The organism is Clostridium paridis, assembly GCF_016765615.1.
Taxonomy (GTDB): Bacteria; Bacillota; Clostridia; order Clostridiales; family Clostridiaceae; genus Clostridium_T; species Clostridium_T paridis.
Genome location: NZ_JAESWA010000022.1, coordinates 645,417 through 664,253, shown reverse-complemented (window position 1 = coordinate 664,253; position 18,837 = coordinate 645,417). Strand labels below are relative to the sequence as shown.

Below are 18,837 nucleotides of genomic sequence, written 5' to 3'. Positions count from 1 at the left end.
AGGATACTTTATTATGACATGGATTGAATTTTTTATAGACAAAGGTGGATTAATATTCGCATTATTAGGGGCAGCATTAGCAGTAGGGCTAGCAGGAATAGGTTCTGCAAAAGGTATAGGTATTGCAGGTGAAGCAGCCGCAGGATTAATGACAGAAGAACCAGATAAGTTTGGTAAAACTTTTATATTAGTAGCACTACCTGGTACACAAGGGTTATATGGCTTTGTTATTGCTTTATTATTATTTACAAAAATCGGTATATTCGGAGGAGATGCTCCAGGATTTGAGTTAGGATTAAAGTATCTTATGGCATGTCTACCAGTAGCTTTAGCTGGATGGAGATCTGCAATTTCTCAAGGAAAAGTTGCAGCTGCGGGAATTCAAATACTTGCAAAAAGACCTAATGATGTAATGAAGGGTGTAATATATGCTGTTATGGTTGAAACCTATGCAGTTTTAGGCTTTGTAGCTTCATTATTTATGGTACTATTTATAAAATAGTTTGGAGTGAGCATAGATGGCTAACATAGAAAATTTAACTGGAAAAATTTTAGAAGAAGCAAGAGAAAAACAAAAAGAAATAATAGCTTCTGCTAATTTAGAAGGTGAAAAGATACTATCAAAAAAATTACAAGAAGCAGAAGAAATCAAAAAAGTCATTTTGGATAAGGCAAAAGAAGAAAGTAAATCGAGAAAAGAGAGAATTATATCAAATGCACTTTTAAAGGTAAGGAATGAAAAACTAGCTGTAAAACAAAAAGTTATGGATGAAGTTTTTGAAAAAGCCTTAGAGGAGCTATGTAATATGAATTCTGATGCTTTTAAAAATTATTTTAAAGAATCAATTCTTAATCTTGATATTACTGGGGATGAAGTAGTTATTTTAAATGAACCAAATAAGAAAGTTATAGAACAAGATTTTATAAATGAAATAAATAATATGTTAAAAGCAAGAGGGAAAAAAGATGGACTAACAATTAGCTCAGAGGTAGGAAATTTCAAAGGTGGATATATACTAGAGAAAAATGGAGTTGAAATAAATAATACTTTTGAAGCTTTAATTTCCTCAAAAAAAGATGAGTTAGAATATGAAGTGGCTAACTTGTTATTTAATTAAGGAGGTAAGGAATGGATCCAATGATATTTACCCAAGCTATACCTAGACTTAGGGTATTAGAAACAAGGCTCCTTGATAGAACAAAGCTTGAAAGAATGAGTGAAGCCTCCTCAATAGATGAAGTTTTTAAACTTCTAGGAGAAACTGAGTATTCAAATATTGTAGCAAATATAAAAAAGTTTGAAGATTATGAAGAAATACTTAGTATAGAACTTAATAGGGTTTATAAATCAATATATGAAATTAGCCCAGTTAGATCAATTGTTGATGTAATGAGCATTAAATATGATTATCATAATCTAAAAGTTTTAATTAAAGGTAAATATTTAAATAAAGATTTCTCAAACCTTCTAATACCTGTGGGAAGGATAGAATTATCAAAGTTAAAAAATTTTATAGAAACAGAATACTATAGAGATTTTAACAAAGTAATGAGAAAAACATTAGAGAGTGTCATTAAAGATTTTGAGGAGAAAAAAGATCCCCAAAATATAGACATTATATTTGATAAGGGATTATATGAGGAATTAAAAGAATTAGATAAAGAAATTGGAGATAAGTTTCTTCATAGTTATATCACTTCCTTAATAGACCTTACAAATCTAAAAACATTGTTAAGAGTAAGAAAACAAAATAAGGGAAGAGATTTCTTTGGAAATGTAATGATTTTAGGTGGAAGTATAGATAAGGATAAATTATTTTCTTTATTAACTGATGCACCAGAAAATATAAGTACAAAGCTTTCCTACACGAATTATAAAGATATTTTAAAGATAGGAATAGAGTCCTATGTTAAAGAAGGAACTTCAACTGTTTTCGAAAAGTTAAGTGAAGATTATATTATGGAATTAATGAAAAAAGCTAAATATGTAAGTTTTGGATTAGAGCCAATTATAGCTTACATTTATGCTAAAGAAACGGAAATAAAATTACTTAGAATTATTATGGTTGGTAAACTAAATAACATCTCTGAAGATTTAATTAAAGAAAGGCTGCGTGAAGCTTATGTATAAAAAGGTTGGAGTTATAGGTGATAAGGATTCAGTTTTAGCCTTTAAAGCATTAGGAATAGATGTTTTTCCAGTAACGGAAAAGGAAGAATCTAGGAAAACAGTAGATAGATTAGCGATGAGTGACTATGCGATTATTTTTATAACAGAACAGATTGCAAAGGATATTCAAGAAACTATTGAAAGATATAATAAGATGACGATTCCTTCAATAATATTAATTCCAAGTAACCAAGGAACCTTAAATATAGGACTTCAGAGAATAAGTGATAATGTAGAAAAAGCAGTTGGCGTTAATATTTTATAGGAAGGTAGGTTTTGAATGGTGAAAATCGGAAATATAATTAAAGTTTCAGGTCCTTTGGTTGTAGCAGAAGGAATGGACGAAGCTAATATATATGACGTATGTAGGGTTGGACAAAAAGGTTTAATTGGTGAAATCATAGAGATGAGAGGAGACAGGGCGTCTATTCAAGTTTATGAGGAAACCTCAGGAATAGGGCCTGGAGATCCAGTTGTAACAACTGGCGAACCTTTATCTGTAGAACTTGCACCAGGATTAATAGAATCCATGTTTGATGGAATTCAAAGACCTTTAGATGCATTTATGGAAGCAGCAAATTCATCGTACCTTAAAAAAGGAATTTCTGTTCCAAGTCTAAATAGAGAAAAAAAGTGGGGGTTCACTCCGGTAGCCATGGTTGGAGATATAGTAGAGGCTGGAGATATACTAGGAACTGTTAAGGAGTCTCCTGTAGTTCTACATAAAATAATGGTTCCTTATGGGGTAAGTGGAAAAGTAAAAGAAATACTTAAAGGTGAGTTTACTATAACAGAAAAAATAGCTATTTTAGAAACAGAACAAGGGGATAAAGAACTTACTATGCTTCAGAAGTGGCCTGTTAGAAAAGGAAGACCTTTTAAGAATAAGCTTAATCCAATAGAACCAATGACTACAGGGCAGAGAGTTGTAGACACCTTCTTTCCAGTAGCAAAAGGCGGAGCAGCTGCAGTTCCAGGACCATTCGGAGCTGGAAAGACTGTTGTACAACACCAGATTGCAAAATGGGGAGATACTGAGATAGTTGTCTATGTTGGATGCGGGGAACGTGGTAATGAAATGACAGATGTTTTAAATGAGTTCCCAGAATTAAAAGATCCTAGAACTGGCGAAAGCTTAATGAAGAGAACAGTTTTAATTGCAAATACGTCTAATATGCCTGTTGCTGCAAGAGAAGCATCTATATACACTGGAATAACCATAGCTGAATACTTTAGAGATATGGGGTATTCGGTATCAATAATGGCAGATTCAACTTCAAGATGGGCAGAGGCATTAAGAGAGATGTCAGGAAGACTTGAGGAAATGCCAGGGGATGAAGGATATCCAGCATATCTAGGCTCAAGACTAGCAGACTATTATGAAAGAGCAGGAAAAGTTGTTTGCTTAGGAAAAGAAGGAAGACAAGGAGCTATAACAGCTATTGGAGCTGTTTCACCTCCAGGAGGAGATATTTCTGAACCTGTAACTCAATCAACTTTAAGAATAGTTAAGGTTTTCTGGGGATTAGATGCACAATTAGCATATAAGAGACATTTCCCAGCAATTAATTGGCTAAATTCTTATTCACTGTATTTAGATAGAATGGGAATCTGGATGAATGAAAATGTAGCTTCAGATTGGTCAGAACTTAGAACAGAAGCAATGGCATTACTTCAAGAAGAAGCAAACCTTGAAGAAATAGTTAGACTTGTAGGTATAGATTCTCTTTCTGAAAGAGATAGGTTAAAGCTAGAAGTAGCTAAATCTTTAAGAGAAGATTATCTTCAACAAAATGCTTTCCATGAAATAGATACCTATGCATCGTTAGAAAAGCAGTATAGAATGTTAAAATTAGTTTTAGCTTTCCATAAAGAAGCAGAGAGAGCATTAGATGCTGGAATATATCTAGAGAAAGTTTTAGAATTAGAAATAAGAGATAAAATTGCAAGAAGTAAATATGTTAGTGAAAAAGAATTAAGCAAGATAGATAAAACTCTAGATGAATTAAAAGAGGCAGTTGATGCACTTATTGCTGAAGGAGGTGTGTTTAATGCTTAAGGAATATAGAACAGTAACAGAAGTAGTAGGCCCACTTATGGTAGTAGAAGGAGTTAGTGGGGTAAAATATGATGAATTAGTTGAGATAGAACTTCAAACAGGGGAAAAAAGAAGAGGAAAAGTTCTTGAAGTTAATGGAAGTAAGGCCATGGTACAACTTTTTGAAGGTTCTGCTGGAATTAACTTAAAAGGTACGAAGGCAAAGTTTTTAGGTAAGCCTCTTGAATTAGGAGTTTCAGAAGATATGCTTGGAAGAGTATTTGATGGAATGGGAAGACCTAAAGATGATGGACCAAAGATACTTCCAGAAAAGAGACTTGATATTAATGGAGAAATAATAAATCCTGTAGCTAGAGATTATCCTTCAGAATTCATTCAAACAGGAGTTTCAGCCATAGATGGATTAAATACATTAGTAAGAGGACAAAAGCTTCCAATATTCTCTGGTTCAGGGCTTCCACATTCAGAATTAGCTGCTCAAATAGCAAGACAAGCGAAAGTTCTAAATTCAGATTCAAAGTTTGCAGTTGTTTTTGGAGCTGTAGGAATAACCTTTGAAGAGGCGCAATTCTTTGTTGAGGAATTTACTAAAACTGGAGCAATAGATAGGTCAGTTTTATTTATGAACTTAGCATCAGATCCAGCTATAGAAAGAATAGCTACTCCAAGAATGGCACTTACAACTGCTGAATTCTTAGCTTATGAAAAAGGTATGCACGTATTAGTTATATTGACAGATATAACTAATTATTGTGAAGCATTAAGAGAAGTTTCAGCAGCTAGAAAAGAAGTTCCAGGAAGAAGAGGATATCCAGGATATTTATATACTGACCTTTCAACTATATATGAAAGAGCAGGAAGAATAAAAGGCAAAGAAGGTTCCATAACTCAAATCCCTATTCTTACAATGCCAGAAGATGATAAAACACATCCAATTCCTGATTTAACAGGTTATATAACAGAGGGACAGATAATTCTTTCAAAAGAGTTATATAAGAAGGGAATAATGCCACCAATCGATGTATTACCATCTTTGTCAAGACTTAAAGATAAGGGGATTGGAAAAGGAAAGACAAGAGAAGACCATGCAGATACTATGAATCAATTATTCTCAGCATATGCTCAAGGTAAGCAAGCTAAGGAACTAGCATCTATTTTAGGTGAATCAGCTTTAACAGAGACTGATAAGAAGTATGCAAAATTTGCAGAGGCTTTTGAAAAAGAATATGTATCTCAAAGCTTCACTGGAAATAGAAATATAGAGGAAACTTTAGACCTTGGGTGGAAGCTTCTTAAGATATTACCAAAAACTGAGCTTAAGAGAATAAGAGATGAATACCTTGAAAAGTATATGAGCGTGGGAGAGGAAGCGTAGTCTATGGCAAGATTAAATGTCAATCCTACCAGAATGGAACTAACTAAGCTAAAGAAGAGACTCGTTACTGCAATTCGAGGACACAAGCTTTTAAAAGATAAACAAGATGAGCTAATGAGGCAGTTTATAAGCATGATAAAGCATAATAATAATCTAAGAAAAGAAGTAGAAAAAGAATTACATGGTGCTTTAAAGGATTTTGTTATGGCAAGAGCGCTTATGAGTTCAGAATTCTTGGAAGAAGCTGTTGCTTATCCAAAAGAGAGTATATCCGTGGAAGTAGGAAGCAAAAATATCATGAGTGTAAATGTTCCTGTTATGAATTTTAAACGAGAATTAGAAGGTGATTCAGGAAGTATATATCCTTATGGTTTTGCAAGTACATCTTCTGAACTAGATGACTCCATAAAAGGACTGTATGACATTTTACCAAAGCTTCTTGAACTAGCTGAAGTAGAAAAGAGCTGTCAGCTTATGGCAGATGAAATTGAGAAAACAAGAAGAAGAGTTAATGCTCTTGAGTTCATGACAATACCAGAACTAGAAGAGACAATAAAATATATAAGAATGAAACTTGATGAAAATGAAAGAAGTGCTTTAACAAGACTTATGAAAGTAAAAGCTATGTTAGAGCAAAAAGCATAAATAAAAAAGTAGTAGAATAATTTATTCTGCTACTTTTTTATTAACTAAAATATATGAAGGTGTGGATAATAACTAAATTTTAATCATCATCATCAGTATCAATTGATGTAGTTTTTGAAGACCAGTTTTTATCCTCATGAAAACTGGGGAAAAGTGAAGTACTATCATCACCATCTGGTCCAGCTAATCCAACATTTAGATTAGCAGAAGTAGATGTTCCAAGAGAATCAGTTGTTGCAGGGGAAGCAAGTGTTTTATCCTTTTTAGTTGAATTACTCTTTTTCATAAAAACACCTCCACACCTAGTATGTTCAGTTAGTAAATAAAATATTAGTTTTTAAGTGAACACATTAAAGAGTATTCATTGAGAAAATGCTACGTTTATAACCTTATTTTTTCACAACAACATCCATAGAATCATTTAAGTTAGTCTTATCAACTTCTATAAAGATAACCCATTTCCATGTACCATTAAATACACTTTTGCCATCTACTTGTGCAATTGTTGATTTTTTTAGTTTTACAGTTAAAGTTTCGTTGTTTATGTTTATACTTTCAACACTATATTGATTCACTGAGGAAGTAGGTGAAGGAACTTGCAAATATAAAACGGCTTTTTCTTTATTAGGTGAATCCATTGGAATTTCTCTTTGTGTAAAGTATTTATCCTTAAATTTTTGGAAATCATCATTAGTCAACATAAGAATAGTATCTTGTGGTATTGGCTTTGATTTTTCATCATTTTCACTAAAGCCAATTACTTGAGAATAAAACTCTTTAAATTGCACGCTCTTTTTCGTTGAGCAGCCAATAAGAAATTGAGAGGTAATAACAAAAAGACAGATAAAGGTTAATATTTTTTTCATAGTAATCCCCCATTTATATTAGGCTTTGTTTATGTTGATATTTTGTAACTAATATTTTATCTTTTTTAACTTGTTCTGTGGTATTATTTTAATGACAGAGTTGTATAATTTTGAGTGACATAAGATTTATTAGTGAAAACTTAGAATATTTAAATATTATTTTAATTTTTTAACAATAGAATAAAATGATGAATATTGATAATAAATAGAATAAAAGATATAATTATCATTAGTTATGTAATAAAGGGGTTATTTGTGTATACTTTGATACTTAAGATTTAGTTAACACCCTAGAAGGAGATTATATATGAAATATGGAATAGCATTAGCATGTGCTGTATTTATAGTTTATTTGATTATTCCTGTTTTAATGAAGTTATTTGTAAAATATGATTTTTTAGATAAACCAACTGAAAGAAAAAAACATAAGGAGCCAATACCTCTTTGCGGTGGAGTTGGGATGTTTATAGGCTTTTTCGTTATGTATTTTGTGTTTGTAGGAGATTTTATTACAAAGGAAAAGATTACTGTTTTTATAGCGTCACTATGTATCCTATTAATTGGATTAATAGACGATTTCTATAAAACAAGAGGAAAAGAATTCCCTATATATCCTAGGTTTATCGTACAAATACTTGCTGCTATTTTAGTTTATAGAAGTGGAATAGCTTTTAGTGGATTTACCAATCCTTTTAATGGACAATATGTAGAATTGCATGTGGTGGTTCAATTTATACTTACAATAACATGGATATTTGGGGTTACTACGGTAATAAATTGGTCTGATGGTATGGATGGACTTGCAGGCAGCTTGTCTACAATATCTTCAACAACTTTATTTGTTGTGGCACTTGCAATGAGACAACCAGAATCAGCTATGATGTGTATTATATTAGTTGGATCTATTTTAGGTTTCTTAAAGTATAATAGGCATCCAGCAAAAGTATTTATGGGGGATTCAGGAGCTAATTTTTTAGGATTCATTCTAGGGATAATTGCTTTAGATGGAGCATTTAAACAAGCTACGGTTATGAGCTTAATTATTCCGATATTAGCATTAGGTGTACCAATCTTTGATAACATATTTGTAATATTTAAAAGATATGCGGAAGGCAAACCTATTTATCAGGCAGATAGAAGCCAAATACATTTTAGACTTCAAGAAAAAGGACTTACTACAAATCAAATAGTTTTATATATTTGTGCAATTAGTATGTGCTTAAGCATAATATCAATAGTATTGTTATTTGTTAAAGTTTAAAAATAGCTAGAGTTGAGATTTACTTATATAAAATCTCAACTCTAATTTTATATAAAAGACTATTATAGTATCTAAAGGGAGGAATTTCTATGAGAATTAATTTTAATGAAGATATAAAAAGGTTTGATACATCTTGCTATAAATGGGACCAGTATGGAGAGGATTATATTCCTTTATGGGTTGCAGATATGGATTTTAAATCTCCAGAACCCATAATAAAGGCTTTAAACAATAGAATTGATCATGGTATATTTGGATACACCAAACCTGATAAAGAGCTAGTAGAAACGATAGTAGAACATTTTAAAAAAGAATATAACACAGAGATAAAAGAATCTTGGATAGTGTGGCTACCAAGTATTGTGCCAACTATAAATGTAGTATGTCAAATGATTGATGGCTCTGTAATGATAAATACACCTGTATATCCTAACATAAGAAAAGCACCTGTAAATGTTAATAGACAAGTAATAGAAGTTCCGTTGAAGAGAGAACAGGATAAATATACTTTTGATTTTGAAGCAATGGAGAAATCAATAAGAGAGGATACTAAACTATTTATATTATGCAATCCACATAATCCAGTAGGAAGAGTTTTTTCTAAAGAGGAGTTAGAGGAGTTAGCAGAATTTTGTGAAAGACATGGGCTAATCCTATGTTCTGATGAAATACATTGTCAGCTTATATTTGAGGGAAAGCACATACCGTTAGTGTCACTAGGAGATAAAGTATCTAAAGGCATAACTCTTATGAGCCCAGGAAAAACATATAATCTTCCAGGAATACCAATAGCCTTTGGGGTTATACCAAACACAGAATTAAGAAATAAGTTTTTAAGAGCTTCAGAAGGATTGTTGCCACATCCAGGAGTTTTAAACTATGTAGTATGTAAAGAGGCATATAAAAATGGAGAGCCTTGGAGAAAAGAATTACTAGAATATCTAAAAGGTAATTTAGAATTTTTAGAGAGAGAATTTAAAAGTAGATTACCAGAATTAAAATTAACTCCTGTGGAAGGAACGTATTTGCTTTGGATAGATTTTAGAGAAACAGGAATTAAGGATCCATATAAGTTTCTATATAAAAATGCTAAAGTTATTCTTTCAGATGGAAAGGATTTTGGTGAAGAAGGATTTTTAAGGCTTAACTTTGGATGTACAAGAGATACTTTAGTTAGAGCAATGGATAGAATTGAGAAAGCTTTAAAAGAAAATAAAAAATAGATTAAGTTAAATAAGGGAACTCAGCAAATACTGAATTCCCTTTATAATTAGATATAAGTTTCTGCTATTTAATTTCAGAAATAGTATTTCCATCTTTGTCTAGTAACACGTAGGTAGCAGTTGAATTTTCACTTGCAAGGTTAAATACTGCAAAATCTTTTCCATTTGATATTTCTGCCTCTTCTGTTTTTGAATTTGAGGTTATTTTGATTTTACTAACATTAATATTTGAAAAATCTCCAAATACAATGAAGTATTTTCCTATAATTTGAGTATTAATTTTAGCTGTTGACTCATATTGTTTAGTAGGAACAAACCTATTATAAAGGAATTTATGTCTATCAAACTCAATAATACCAGTTGAATTTTGAGACTCATAGAAACCAATGATATTATCGTTTGTTGATATTATTTTATCAACTTTTATAGACTTATCATCAAATTTTTTAGACGTAGTTTTTGTAATAGAATCTATAGGTGTATCTGTTGCAACGCTTTCACTCATAACTCCGCCTAAATAAACTATGATTAATATTGATAATATTGCAAAGCTGTTTAATAGTAGTTTAATGTTTACCTTTTTTGAACCTTTAGTGCCTTCTGTACCTTTATGTTTATTATTTTCGCTCATATATTAACCCTTCCTGTAGTTAAGTAATAAGTATATTATATCAGTAATATTGTAATAAAAAAATATTTACAATATTACTATGATAGTGTATAATTTATTCAAACTTATCTAGAGTGGTGGAGGGACTGGCCCAATGAAACCCAGCAACCTATAAGTTATCATTTGACTTAGTGGGTGCTAATTCCTGCAGTGTTTAACTGGAAGATAAGGATATTATTTGGGGAAATCGTGTTATATAAACCTAAAGGTAATATCCTTTAGGTTTTTATTTTTTAAGGGGGTATTTATATGTTTATTAAGGATATTTTTGAAAGTAGAAAGGTAGTTTATTCATTTGAGATCTTTCCACCTAAAACTACATCTTCACTTGAAACAATATACACTACACTAGAAAATCTTGGGGAATTAAAGCCAGACTTTATATCAGTAACTTACGGAGCTGGTGGAAGTACAGTAGATAATAAAACTACTCAATTATCTTCACTAATTAAGAATAAGTATGGCATTGAGGCACTTGCACACTTAACGTGCATTGGATCTACAAAAGAAGATATCAATAATATTCTAAATGACTTGAAGAAGAATAATATTAATAATATCCTTGCACTTAGAGGAGATATTCCTATGGGTGAAACTAATAATGGGGAATTTTCATATGCTTATGAATTAGTTAAACACATTAAAGATCAAGGAGATTTTGGGGTTAGTGCAGCATGTTATCCGGAAGGACATATAGAATGCAGAAATTTAGAGATTGATATAGAGAGACTTAAGCAAAAGGTAGATAATGGTGCTGAACACTTAGTTTCTCAGTTGTTTTTTAACAATGAAATCTTTTATAATTTTCTTGAGAGAGCAGATAAAGAAGGAATTAATGTTCCTATTGAGGCAGGAATAATGCCGGTAGTGAATAAAAAGCAAATCGAGAGAATTAGTAGCCTTTGTGGTGCGCAGTTACCAGCTAAATTCTTAAGAATGATGGACAAATATGAGCATAACCCAGAAGCTTTAAGAGATGCGGGAATAGCTTATGCAGTAGAACAGATAGTTGATCTATTATCATCAGGAGTTAGGGGTATACACTTATATACCATGAATAATCCATTAGTAGCAAGAAGAATAACAGAGAATATAGGAACTATAATTAATACCTTAAATGAAAAGGCAGTTATATAAAGGAGGAAACAAAATGGAAAAAGTAGAAAGTTTTGAATTAGATCATAGAATAGTAAAGGCACCTTATATTAGAAAGGCTAAGACTTTAGATGGTAGTTTAGGCGACAAGGTTACTAAATTCGATTTAAGATTTACACAACCTAATAAGGAAGATATGCCTACTGCTTCTATTCATGGATTAGAACATCTTTTAGCAGGTCTTTTAAGAGAAGAATTAGATGGAATAATTGATTTATCTCCAATGGGATGCAGAACTGGATTCTATCTAATAGTTTGGGGAGACAGAGAACCTTCAGAGGTTAAACCAGCTTTAGAAGCAGCACTTAAAAAAGTATTAGTTGCAGATGAGATTCCAGCAAGAAATGAAATTCAATGTGGAAACTATAGAGATCTATCACTTTTTGGGGCTAAAGAATATGCTAAAAAAGTTTTAGAAACTGGTTTTTCATTAAATGTTTTTGGTGAATAAGGAATTTAAAGACTTAAGGTATTTTGCCTTAAGTCTTTTGTTTTCATACTTAATGTAAAATATTTGCAATTTTCTTTGAGATTATGTATTGTTAAATAAATGCATAATATAATTTGATTGAAATAGAAAGAGTTATTATAAAATTATCTTAAGTGGTATGAGGTTATAGAATGAGAAAATTACTAGTATCGTTAGTTATCTTGATAAGTTTATTTACTTTGGTTGGGTGTGCTAAAAATAAAGTATCTACCGTCATAAATGTCTACCCTGCTTCTATGCTGATTTATAATAATACTAATTATTATATAACAGCAGAAATAATTCCAAGTGAGAATTTAGATAAGAAAATTGGATCAGTTAGGAAACAAGTGACACCTTCACCTAACAATGATGGAGAAGCAAATGAGTGTCCAGTTGGTACAGAAATATTCTCTGCAAGGGGTGTAGATATAAAGGAAGCAATTGTAGTAAGTTTTAACAATGAATACCGTAAAGCTATAACAAAAAAATAAGTTATCAAAAAATAGGGAACATCCAATACATCAGGAGTTCCCTAAAAAATTACTTTATGACTGATATTAATTTTAAACTTAACTTAGTTTAAAAGATTTTATTCTTTTTTAAGAAGGCTAATATATATAGTACAATCGAAACAGAAATATATGCCATGACTCCCAATATACTTTTTAAGTATAGAGCATAAGAGTTGCTAGTTATATAAATCGCAAAGAAAACAAAAGCCAATAATAAAAATGAAAATATATATAAAGATACTCTAATGCTGTTTTTATTTGTTCTATTTATTTTAATTAATTTAGGAAAACTCAAATCAGTCTTAGTTTTTATCTGATAACTTAATAAAAGAATAAATGAACTTGAAATAAGAATCCAGCCTACCTCTTTTACGTCAAATGTTTGGACTGAGTGAATTAATTTATTAGTTATAATTAGTCCAAAAATAAAAATTGTAAATATACAAGTTAGTTTAAGAGAATCAAGGAAAGCTTGGGTTTCTCTCTCGTCTTTTTCTTTAATAAATAACTCCACAGCGAAGTTAACAATAATACAAATAATTGCAAGTCCTATGATTACAAAATACTTATTCATCTTCCACATCCTCCTGTAATAATTCAAAGATATCATCAACTCTTTTATCAAAATATTGAGCTATTTTAAAAGCTAATTTTAATGATGGATTAAAAGTCCCTCGTTCAATTTCTAATATTGTTCCTCTGGACACATCGATATCTTCAGCAAGCTTTTCTTGTGTTATATTTTTTTCAGCTCTTAAAACCTTCAAATTAGTTTTGAATATTTTAGGCTTAGCCATTTCGTATATTACCTCCAGTTAAATATTGGTATAAATAGATTGTATTATATACAATTCAAAATGTCAAATATATAATACATTTTGTGCGTTATAAACAACATTAAATTTTAAATTATAAAATTATAATTATTGAGAAAACTATTTATGATTAATAGTGAAGGAGTGATTGTATGCTTAATGAGAAGGAAAAAGAATTATATAAAATAGCAAAAGAAAAAATTATAGCAGGTGAGAGTTGGGATAAAATAATGGAAGAGACTCATTTAAGATTAAAAGATTTAAAAAGAATACAAAGGGATGAAATAGATCCACATTTTTAATATCTGAACATAAGTAATAGCCTAGGTAATAGTTAGTTTACCTAGGCTATAATTTTGTATGATTTTTGATTCATATATTATATTAAGAAAAACTTAAGGTGATATATATAATTTTATTAAGAAAATAGAATTATTATAAATATATAAAGTAAAGGAGGTAATAAGTATGAAAAGTAAGGGCAAAGCATTTATTTACTCCCTGTTACCGGGAGGAGGTCATTTTTATTTAGGGCTTTATAATAGAGGAATAATATTTTTATTAAGTACTATGGTTTTATCCATTGGTGGTAGAGAGCATGGATTTGGGAATTATAATTTTTTTGGAGGCATAAACAATTTATTTGATCATTTTGCATTTATTGTATGGGTGTTTTCAGCAGTGGATGCATTTATGTCAGCAGACTATATAAATAGAGGAATTATTAATTTAGAAGAGGAAACTAATTTCTCTCAAAGAAATAAAAATTTATTAGGAATAATACTTTCAATTATCCCAGGTTTCGGACATATATATGAAGGATATACTGATAAGGGTATGAAGCTATTTATTACATTTCTAGCAGGTATATTTATAAATGGACTTTTAAACATGCAATTAGTAAATACATTGATTTTATTGCTATCAGTGTTTTCCGTTTTAGATTTACTCGCACTTAGAGAAGGAAAAGGATTTGGATTCTTTGAAGGAGAATCAAAAGAATTTAAGCTATTTTTTAAGATAGTTGGAGTAGTACTTGTATTCTTAGGAATATCTCAAGCACTTCAAAATGCAGGATTCTACTTTGCAGACTTTGGGTATAATTATATATTTAATACTATATCTGTATTTATTAAAGCAGCAATATTTATTGTTATAGGCTTAATCGTTATATATAAAACAAGAAAATAATAAATATTATATAGAAAGGCCTTCATAGAGAATCTATGAAGGCCTTTACTACTTATTGAGAAAAGTTAAATCCACAAAATGCTACACAGTTTTCTTATAAAATTAATGCAAAAATCATGATTATATGCAATAATAGTATTGTAAATAACCGAAAGGAGAATTGTTATGGCAGTTAGAAAAATTGTGCAACTAGGTGATGAACATTTAAAAAAAGTTTGTGAACCTGTAAAAGAAATAAATGAAGAGATTGATGAATTAATTCAAGACTTAAGGGATACTCTAGCAACTGTAGATGGGGTAGGATTAGCAGCACCACAAATTGCAGTAAATAAGAGAGTAGTATATATAGATTTAAGAGATGGAGAATCTGAACCAGTAGTACTTATAAATCCAGAGATACTTGAACAAGAGGGTAAAGAAGTAGATTCTGAAGGATGTTTAAGTTATGTTGGATATGAAGGATTAGTTGAAAGACCAACTAGAGTTGTAGTTCAAGCCTATGACGAAGATGGAAATCTAATGGAATATGAGGCAGAAGGATTTTTAGCAAGATGTTTCTGTCATGAAATTGACCATTTAGATGGAATCATGTATGTTGATAAAGCTACAGAAGTTTATGAATTAGAAGAAGAGGGTTCAGAAGAATAGTTTGACAACCATTATTAGTGGTTGTATAATTTTGGTAGTAAATTATTAAATGTATTTATAAATAAACTTAGCCTAAGGCTAAGTTTATTTTCTTTGATAGTAAAGAAAATAGAGTTACATTGAGAGGATGGTGATAGTATGCATAATGAATTTGATTATGAAGTTGAAGTTCTTGAGGAAAAAAAGAATAGGATCAACATTGAAATAGAAAGAAAAGTTAATGAAGAAGAGGGCTTTAAAACAAAAATTTCTAATTTAAAGAAAGCTGCTAAAGGAAGTTATAGTTTAGAGCTTGAGAATACAAAAATAATATATGATATAGTAAGTAAAAATCTTAAAAATTATTCAGAGGCTACGGAAAATCCTTATTTTGGAAGAATTGATTTTAAAGAAGATAAAAGAATGCCAGAAAACTTCTATATAGGTAAGTATGGGATATACGATTCAAAAGATGGGGAAGAGATAGTAATTGACTGGAGAGCACCTATTGCAGATCTTTACTATAGTGGTACACAAGGAGAAGCATACTATAGATCACCAGTTGGTGTAATAAACGGAAAGCTTCAATTGAAAAGAAAGTTTTTAATTAAAGATGGTGAACTTAAAGATATATTTGATGAAGGAATAAATGAAATTATATTAAAAGGTGAAACTGCAGATGAAGAAAATGAATTAGTAGATGAATTTCTTAAAATAAATCTTGAAGAAAGTGCAGGAAGTAAGCTTAAGGAAGTAGTTGCTACAATTCAAAAAGAACAAAATGACATCATAAGAGCACCTCTTAATTTTCCACTAATTGTTCAAGGTTCAGCAGGTTCTGGGAAAACTACAGTAGCACTTCATAGACTTGCGTATTTAGTATATAGATATAATGAGAAAATAAAAGGTGAAGATATATTAGTATTAGCACCAAATAAATTGTTTTTAGATTATATTTCTGAAATACTTCCTAATCTAGGTACTTATGAGGTTAATCAAAAGACCTTTCCTATTCTAGGAAAAGAATTTTTAGGATTAAAGGGTAAGATTTATACAAGAGATGAAAAACTAAGGGAGATATTAGAAGGAGATAGTGAAAGAGCTAAATATTTAAAAAACACAAGTAAGATTAAAGGCTCGATATTATTTAAAACTATTTTAGATAGATTAATTACTATTTGGGAAAGAGATTCTCAAAGTTTAGAGGACATTAAAATTCAAGGATTTACCCTTTATGGAGCAAATGAAATTAAGAGATTATACTTTAAAGATTTGATACATTTCCCGGTAAATAAAAGAATAGAAGAGATACATAAATATTTTAGTAAAAAGCTTGATAATACACTGCTTAGAGTATATGAACAACTTGATCTTTTCTATAATTTAAAGATAAATAAGATTAAAAAGAATGAAGAAGATTCACCTGAAAGAAGAAAGAAACTTATAGAAATATATGATGAGAGAGATGAAAAAAAGAAAAATCTTAAAAATGAGGCTATATCAAAATTAAAAGAGTATTTTGAAGCTTGGAATAGTCAAAGTGGAGAAGGACTTTATTATAGATTGTTTGAAGAAGATGAAATATTTGAAGAAGCTTCTGGTGGAAGGATTCCTAAAGCGTTAGAAAAGTTTATGCGACAAGAAGTTCTAAACAATAGAGAAAAGGAAATAATAGATGAGGATGACATTGCAGCACTTTTATATTTAAAGCTTAAAACTGAAGGAATTAAGGATGAGAATAAATATAAGCATATAGTAATTGATGAGGCACAAGATTATTCTCCATTAATGTTTCATGTAACTAAAATGATGTGTCAAGGAAGCTCCATGACTATAGTTGGGGATTTAGGACAAGGAATATATAGTTATAAAGGAATTAATAATTGGGAAACCTTAATTGAAGATATTTTTAATGGAGAATGTACCTTTATTTCATTAAGTCAAAGTTATAGAAGTACTATGGAAATAATTGATGTAGCAAATATTGTTCTAAATAAACAATTAAATGCTCCAAAGCCTGCAAAGGCAGTAATTAGGAGTGGACCAATGCCAGAAATAATTGAATATAGCAATTTTAAAGACCTGGCTAAGAATATTGATGAAAAAGTGGAAGAAATAAGAAATGCAAACAAAAAATCTATTGCAATAATTTGCAAAGATTTTGAGGAGTGTAAAAAACTTAAGAGCAGAATAAAAAATTATAGTAATTTCTCCTGGGACGTTGTTAAAGAGGGAGATAAGGAATTGAATGTAAATAATGTAATAATACCTTCATATTTAACAAAAGGCTTGGAGTTTGATGGTACAATACTATTCAATGTAGATAGTAATTTATATAAAGATACCGAGGAAGATAAAAAATTACTATATGTAGCTTTAACGAGAGCTTTGCATAGAGAAACTATCTTCTATAAAGGGAAATTAACACCATTATTAGAAGTGTAGGGAGCATTCTCCAAGAGTTGTTAATAAACTATCAATATGGTACAATTACTTTGTATTTAAAGATGGAGCATAAGTATGGGGAGGTATAATATGTCTGTAGAAAAATTAAGAGAAAATATTTATTGGGTTGGAGTAAAAGATGCAAAATTAAGAGTATTTGACATCATAATGGAAACTAAAAAAGGGACTACTTATAATTCATATGTAATTGATGATGAAAAAGTAGCTGTAGTGGATACAGTAAAAAATGGTTTTTATGATGAATTTAAAGAAAATCTTAAGGAAGTAATTGGAGATAAGAAAGTAGACTATGTAATAGTACAACATACTGAACTTGACCATAGTGGTTCCTTAATAAAACTAATAGAAGATTATCCAGATGTAACAATAGTTGGTTCAAAGGCAGCTATAAACTATCTTAAAAATATTTTAAATAGAGAATTCAACTATATTGAAGCAAAGGAAGATCTATCATTAGGAAAAACTACTCTTAAATTTATATCTGCACCAAACTTACATTGGCCAGACACAATATTTACATATGTTGAAGAATTAAACTTCTTATTTACATGTGACTTTACTGGATGTCACTATTGCCCAGCAGGAAGTATTTCAGCTGCTTTTGGAGATGAGTACTTTGAAGAAATGAAATATTATTTTGATTGCATAATGGGACCATTTAAGAAATTTGTAAATATGGGTTTAGATAAAATTAAGGACTTAAAGTTTGACATAATTGCACCAAGTCATGGACCAGTTCATGTTAATCATGTTCAAAAATTCTTAGATTTATATAGAGAATGGGCTAAGATAGAGGCTGTAGAAAAAAATGTACAAATATTCTATATATCAGCATATGGTAATACTGAACATATGGCAAATTATTTAGCGGAAAAAATAAGTGCTAAAGGTATTAAGACAGAAGTTCATGAAATAACTACAATGCCATTAGAAGAAGCAGCCGCTTTAATTGAAAGAAGTAATGGATTCTTAATTGGTTCACCTACAATAAATCAAGATGCGGTAAAACCTTCGTGGGATTTATTAAGCTTAGTTAATCCTATAATTAATAGAGGTAAGGTAGCTGCAGCATTTGGATCTTTTGGTTGGAGTGGGGAAGGTGTTCCTATGTTAACTGAAAGATTAAAGAGTTTAAAACTTAAAGTTAACCATCCGGGATTAAAGTTTACGTTTGTTCCTTCGGATGAAGACTATAAAAATGCAGATGAGTTAGCTGAACAATTTGCTGAACTTGTAAAATAAAGTTGTTTTTATTATAATGGGTAAAAAGTATATGACTTTTTACCCTTACTTTTTAATCACATAGAGAAAGGAAATGAGTATAATGGAA

The 18,837-nt window shown here is 30.3% G+C and carries 22 protein-coding genes and 1 riboswitch; of the genes, 17 read left to right on the top strand and 5 right to left on the bottom strand.

The window, feature by feature from the left end:
* Positions 1–13: 13 nt before the first annotated feature.
* The 7 genes from JK634_RS11115 to JK634_RS11085 are packed head-to-tail and all read left to right on the top strand — an operon-like array spanning position 14 to position 6,249.
* Complete coding sequence (locus tag JK634_RS11115; RefSeq protein ID WP_202767714.1) at positions 14–502, top strand: V-type ATP synthase subunit K; 489 nt, start codon at positions 14–16, stop codon at positions 500–502.
* 16 nt (positions 503–518) lie between these two features.
* The gene (locus JK634_RS11110; RefSeq protein WP_202767713.1) at positions 519–1,118 is read left to right on the top strand and encodes a V-type ATP synthase subunit E; all 600 of its coding nucleotides are present in this window, start codon (positions 519–521) and stop codon (positions 1,116–1,118) included.
* Positions 1,119–1,129: 11 nt separating this feature from the next.
* Positions 1,130–2,131 carry a V-type ATP synthase subunit C gene (locus JK634_RS11105; RefSeq protein ID WP_202767712.1) on the top strand — a complete coding sequence of 334 codons (1,002 nt, stop codon included), beginning with the start codon at positions 1,130–1,132 and terminating at the stop codon, positions 2,129–2,131.
* Positions 2,124–2,435, top strand: coding sequence for a V-type ATP synthase subunit F (locus JK634_RS11100; RefSeq protein ID WP_202767711.1), 312 nt, complete (start codon positions 2,124–2,126; stop codon positions 2,433–2,435). The genes JK634_RS11105 and JK634_RS11100 overlap by 8 nt, the downstream gene beginning before the upstream one ends.
* A gap of 18 nt (positions 2,436–2,453) precedes the next feature.
* On the top strand, positions 2,454–4,229 hold the full coding sequence (locus JK634_RS11095) for a V-type ATP synthase subunit A (protein ID WP_202768112.1): 1,776 nt from the start codon (positions 2,454–2,456) through the stop codon (positions 4,227–4,229).
* Positions 4,222–5,604, top strand: a complete 1,383-nt coding sequence (locus tag JK634_RS11090; RefSeq protein WP_202767710.1) for a V-type ATP synthase subunit B — start codon at positions 4,222–4,224, stop codon at positions 5,602–5,604. The genes JK634_RS11095 and JK634_RS11090 overlap by 8 nt, the downstream gene beginning before the upstream one ends.
* A 3-nt stretch (positions 5,605–5,607) precedes the next feature.
* Positions 5,608–6,249 carry a V-type ATP synthase subunit D gene (locus JK634_RS11085; RefSeq protein WP_202767709.1) on the top strand — a complete coding sequence of 214 codons (642 nt, stop codon included), beginning with the start codon at positions 5,608–5,610 and terminating at the stop codon, positions 6,247–6,249.
* Positions 6,250–6,328: 79 nt separating this feature from the next.
* On the opposite strand, the gene JK634_RS11080 is transcribed toward JK634_RS11085, so the two are convergent.
* Both JK634_RS11080 and JK634_RS11075 read right to left on the bottom strand, forming a co-directional pair.
* The gene (locus tag JK634_RS11080) at positions 6,329–6,535 is read right to left on the bottom strand and encodes a hypothetical protein (RefSeq protein WP_202767708.1); all 207 of its coding nucleotides are present in this window, start codon (positions 6,533–6,535) and stop codon (positions 6,329–6,331) included.
* A 103-nt stretch (positions 6,536–6,638) separates the two neighbouring features.
* Complete coding sequence (locus JK634_RS11075; RefSeq protein WP_202767707.1) at positions 6,639–7,115, bottom strand: hypothetical protein; 477 nt, start codon at positions 7,113–7,115, stop codon at positions 6,639–6,641.
* A 307-nt stretch (positions 7,116–7,422) separates the two neighbouring features.
* On the opposite strand from JK634_RS11075, the gene JK634_RS11070 reads away from it, so the two are divergent.
* Both JK634_RS11070 and JK634_RS11065 read left to right on the top strand, forming a co-directional pair.
* Positions 7,423–8,376, top strand: coding sequence for an MraY family glycosyltransferase (locus tag JK634_RS11070; protein WP_202767706.1), 954 nt, complete (start codon positions 7,423–7,425; stop codon positions 8,374–8,376).
* Positions 8,377–8,465: 89 nt separating this feature from the next.
* Positions 8,466–9,599, top strand: coding sequence for a MalY/PatB family protein (locus tag JK634_RS11065; protein WP_202767705.1), 1,134 nt, complete (start codon positions 8,466–8,468; stop codon positions 9,597–9,599).
* 64 nt (positions 9,600–9,663) lie between these two features.
* Here the strand turns inward: JK634_RS11065 and JK634_RS11060 are convergent, their stop codons facing one another.
* Positions 9,664–10,230 (bottom strand): hypothetical protein, encoded by a 567-nt coding sequence (locus JK634_RS11060; protein WP_202767704.1) that lies wholly within the window; start codon positions 10,228–10,230, stop codon positions 9,664–9,666.
* A 101-nt stretch (positions 10,231–10,331) separates the two neighbouring features.
* A riboswitch (SAM riboswitch) is annotated at positions 10,332–10,441 on the top strand.
* A 77-nt stretch (positions 10,442–10,518) separates the two neighbouring features.
* On the opposite strand from JK634_RS11060, the gene metF reads away from it, so the two are divergent.
* The 3 genes from metF to JK634_RS11045 all read left to right on the top strand — a co-directional run bounded on the left by metF (position 10,519) and on the right by JK634_RS11045 (position 12,387).
* On the top strand, positions 10,519–11,406 hold the full coding sequence (metF, locus tag JK634_RS11055) for a methylenetetrahydrofolate reductase [NAD(P)H] (protein ID WP_202767703.1): 888 nt from the start codon (positions 10,519–10,521) through the stop codon (positions 11,404–11,406).
* Positions 11,407–11,419: 13 nt separating this feature from the next.
* Positions 11,420–11,875: an S-ribosylhomocysteine lyase gene (locus JK634_RS11050; RefSeq protein ID WP_202767702.1), complete on the top strand. Its 456-nt coding sequence runs from the start codon at positions 11,420–11,422 to the stop codon at positions 11,873–11,875.
* Between the two features lie 170 nt (positions 11,876–12,045).
* Entirely contained in the window at positions 12,046–12,387 is a 342-nt protein-coding gene (locus JK634_RS11045; RefSeq protein WP_202767701.1) for a hypothetical protein, read from the top strand.
* Positions 12,388–12,475: 88 nt separating this feature from the next.
* Here JK634_RS11045 and JK634_RS11040 read toward each other — a convergent pair whose 3' ends face one another.
* Positions 12,476–12,982, bottom strand: a complete 507-nt coding sequence (locus JK634_RS11040; RefSeq protein WP_202767700.1) for a hypothetical protein — start codon at positions 12,980–12,982, stop codon at positions 12,476–12,478.
* Positions 12,975–13,205 (bottom strand): helix-turn-helix transcriptional regulator, encoded by a 231-nt coding sequence (locus JK634_RS11035; RefSeq protein ID WP_202767699.1) that lies wholly within the window; start codon positions 13,203–13,205, stop codon positions 12,975–12,977. The genes JK634_RS11040 and JK634_RS11035 overlap by 8 nt, the downstream gene beginning before the upstream one ends.
* A 170-nt stretch (positions 13,206–13,375) precedes the next feature.
* Here JK634_RS11035 and JK634_RS11030 point away from each other — a divergent pair, with 170 nt between their 5' ends.
* The 5 genes from JK634_RS11030 (at position 13,376) to JK634_RS11010 (ending at position 18,749) form a co-directional block, all read left to right on the top strand.
* Positions 13,376–13,525 (top strand): hypothetical protein, encoded by a 150-nt coding sequence (locus tag JK634_RS11030; protein WP_202767698.1) that lies wholly within the window; start codon positions 13,376–13,378, stop codon positions 13,523–13,525.
* 166 nt (positions 13,526–13,691) lie between these two features.
* Positions 13,692–14,414: a hypothetical protein gene (locus tag JK634_RS11025; RefSeq protein ID WP_202767697.1), complete on the top strand. Its 723-nt coding sequence runs from the start codon at positions 13,692–13,694 to the stop codon at positions 14,412–14,414.
* Between the two features lie 165 nt (positions 14,415–14,579).
* Positions 14,580–15,062 carry a peptide deformylase gene (gene def / locus JK634_RS11020; protein WP_202767696.1) on the top strand — a complete coding sequence of 161 codons (483 nt, stop codon included), beginning with the start codon at positions 14,580–14,582 and terminating at the stop codon, positions 15,060–15,062.
* A gap of 138 nt (positions 15,063–15,200) precedes the next feature.
* Positions 15,201–17,486 carry an RNA polymerase recycling motor HelD gene (helD, locus tag JK634_RS11015; RefSeq protein WP_202767695.1) on the top strand — a complete coding sequence of 762 codons (2,286 nt, stop codon included), beginning with the start codon at positions 15,201–15,203 and terminating at the stop codon, positions 17,484–17,486.
* 90 nt (positions 17,487–17,576) lie between these two features.
* Positions 17,577–18,749, top strand: coding sequence for an FprA family A-type flavoprotein (locus JK634_RS11010; RefSeq protein WP_202767694.1), 1,173 nt, complete (start codon positions 17,577–17,579; stop codon positions 18,747–18,749).
* The last annotated feature ends 88 nt before the right edge of the window (positions 18,750–18,837 follow it).

What these genes read in the sequence shown, in the direction of transcription:
- JK634_RS11065 (WP_202767705.1), top strand. Translation starts at nt 8,466, where the DNA reads ATGAGAATTAATTTTAATGAAGATATAAAAAGGTTTGATACATCTTGC.
- metF (WP_202767703.1), top strand. Translation starts at nt 10,519, where the DNA reads ATGTTTATTAAGGATATTTTTGAAAGTAGAAAGGTAGTTTATTCATTT.
- JK634_RS11115 (WP_202767714.1), top strand. Translation starts at nt 14, where the DNA reads ATGACATGGATTGAATTTTTTATAGACAAAGGTGGATTAATATTCGCA.
- JK634_RS11070 (WP_202767706.1), top strand. Translation starts at nt 7,423, where the DNA reads ATGAAATATGGAATAGCATTAGCATGTGCTGTATTTATAGTTTATTTG.
- JK634_RS11045 (WP_202767701.1), top strand. Translation starts at nt 12,046, where the DNA reads ATGAGAAAATTACTAGTATCGTTAGTTATCTTGATAAGTTTATTTACT.
- JK634_RS11075 (WP_202767707.1), bottom strand. Translation starts at nt 7,115, where the DNA reads ATGAAAAAAATATTAACCTTTATCTGTCTTTTTGTTATTACCTCTCAA.
- JK634_RS11105 (WP_202767712.1), top strand. Translation starts at nt 1,130, where the DNA reads ATGGATCCAATGATATTTACCCAAGCTATACCTAGACTTAGGGTATTA.
- def (WP_202767696.1), top strand. Translation starts at nt 14,580, where the DNA reads ATGGCAGTTAGAAAAATTGTGCAACTAGGTGATGAACATTTAAAAAAA.
- JK634_RS11010 (WP_202767694.1), top strand. Translation starts at nt 17,577, where the DNA reads ATGTCTGTAGAAAAATTAAGAGAAAATATTTATTGGGTTGGAGTAAAA.
- JK634_RS11050 (WP_202767702.1), top strand. Translation starts at nt 11,420, where the DNA reads ATGGAAAAAGTAGAAAGTTTTGAATTAGATCATAGAATAGTAAAGGCA.
- JK634_RS11090 (WP_202767710.1), top strand. Translation starts at nt 4,222, where the DNA reads ATGCTTAAGGAATATAGAACAGTAACAGAAGTAGTAGGCCCACTTATG.
- helD (WP_202767695.1), top strand. Translation starts at nt 15,201, where the DNA reads ATGCATAATGAATTTGATTATGAAGTTGAAGTTCTTGAGGAAAAAAAG.
- JK634_RS11040 (WP_202767700.1), bottom strand. Translation starts at nt 12,982, where the DNA reads ATGAATAAGTATTTTGTAATCATAGGACTTGCAATTATTTGTATTATT.
- JK634_RS11060 (WP_202767704.1), bottom strand. Translation starts at nt 10,230, where the DNA reads ATGAGCGAAAATAATAAACATAAAGGTACAGAAGGCACTAAAGGTTCA.
- JK634_RS11110 (WP_202767713.1), top strand. Translation starts at nt 519, where the DNA reads ATGGCTAACATAGAAAATTTAACTGGAAAAATTTTAGAAGAAGCAAGA.
- JK634_RS11080 (WP_202767708.1), bottom strand. Translation starts at nt 6,535, where the DNA reads ATGAAAAAGAGTAATTCAACTAAAAAGGATAAAACACTTGCTTCCCCT.
- JK634_RS11085 (WP_202767709.1), top strand. Translation starts at nt 5,608, where the DNA reads ATGGCAAGATTAAATGTCAATCCTACCAGAATGGAACTAACTAAGCTA.
- JK634_RS11025 (WP_202767697.1), top strand. Translation starts at nt 13,692, where the DNA reads ATGAAAAGTAAGGGCAAAGCATTTATTTACTCCCTGTTACCGGGAGGA.
- JK634_RS11100 (WP_202767711.1), top strand. Translation starts at nt 2,124, where the DNA reads ATGTATAAAAAGGTTGGAGTTATAGGTGATAAGGATTCAGTTTTAGCC.
- JK634_RS11030 (WP_202767698.1), top strand. Translation starts at nt 13,376, where the DNA reads ATGCTTAATGAGAAGGAAAAAGAATTATATAAAATAGCAAAAGAAAAA.
- JK634_RS11035 (WP_202767699.1), bottom strand. Translation starts at nt 13,205, where the DNA reads ATGGCTAAGCCTAAAATATTCAAAACTAATTTGAAGGTTTTAAGAGCT.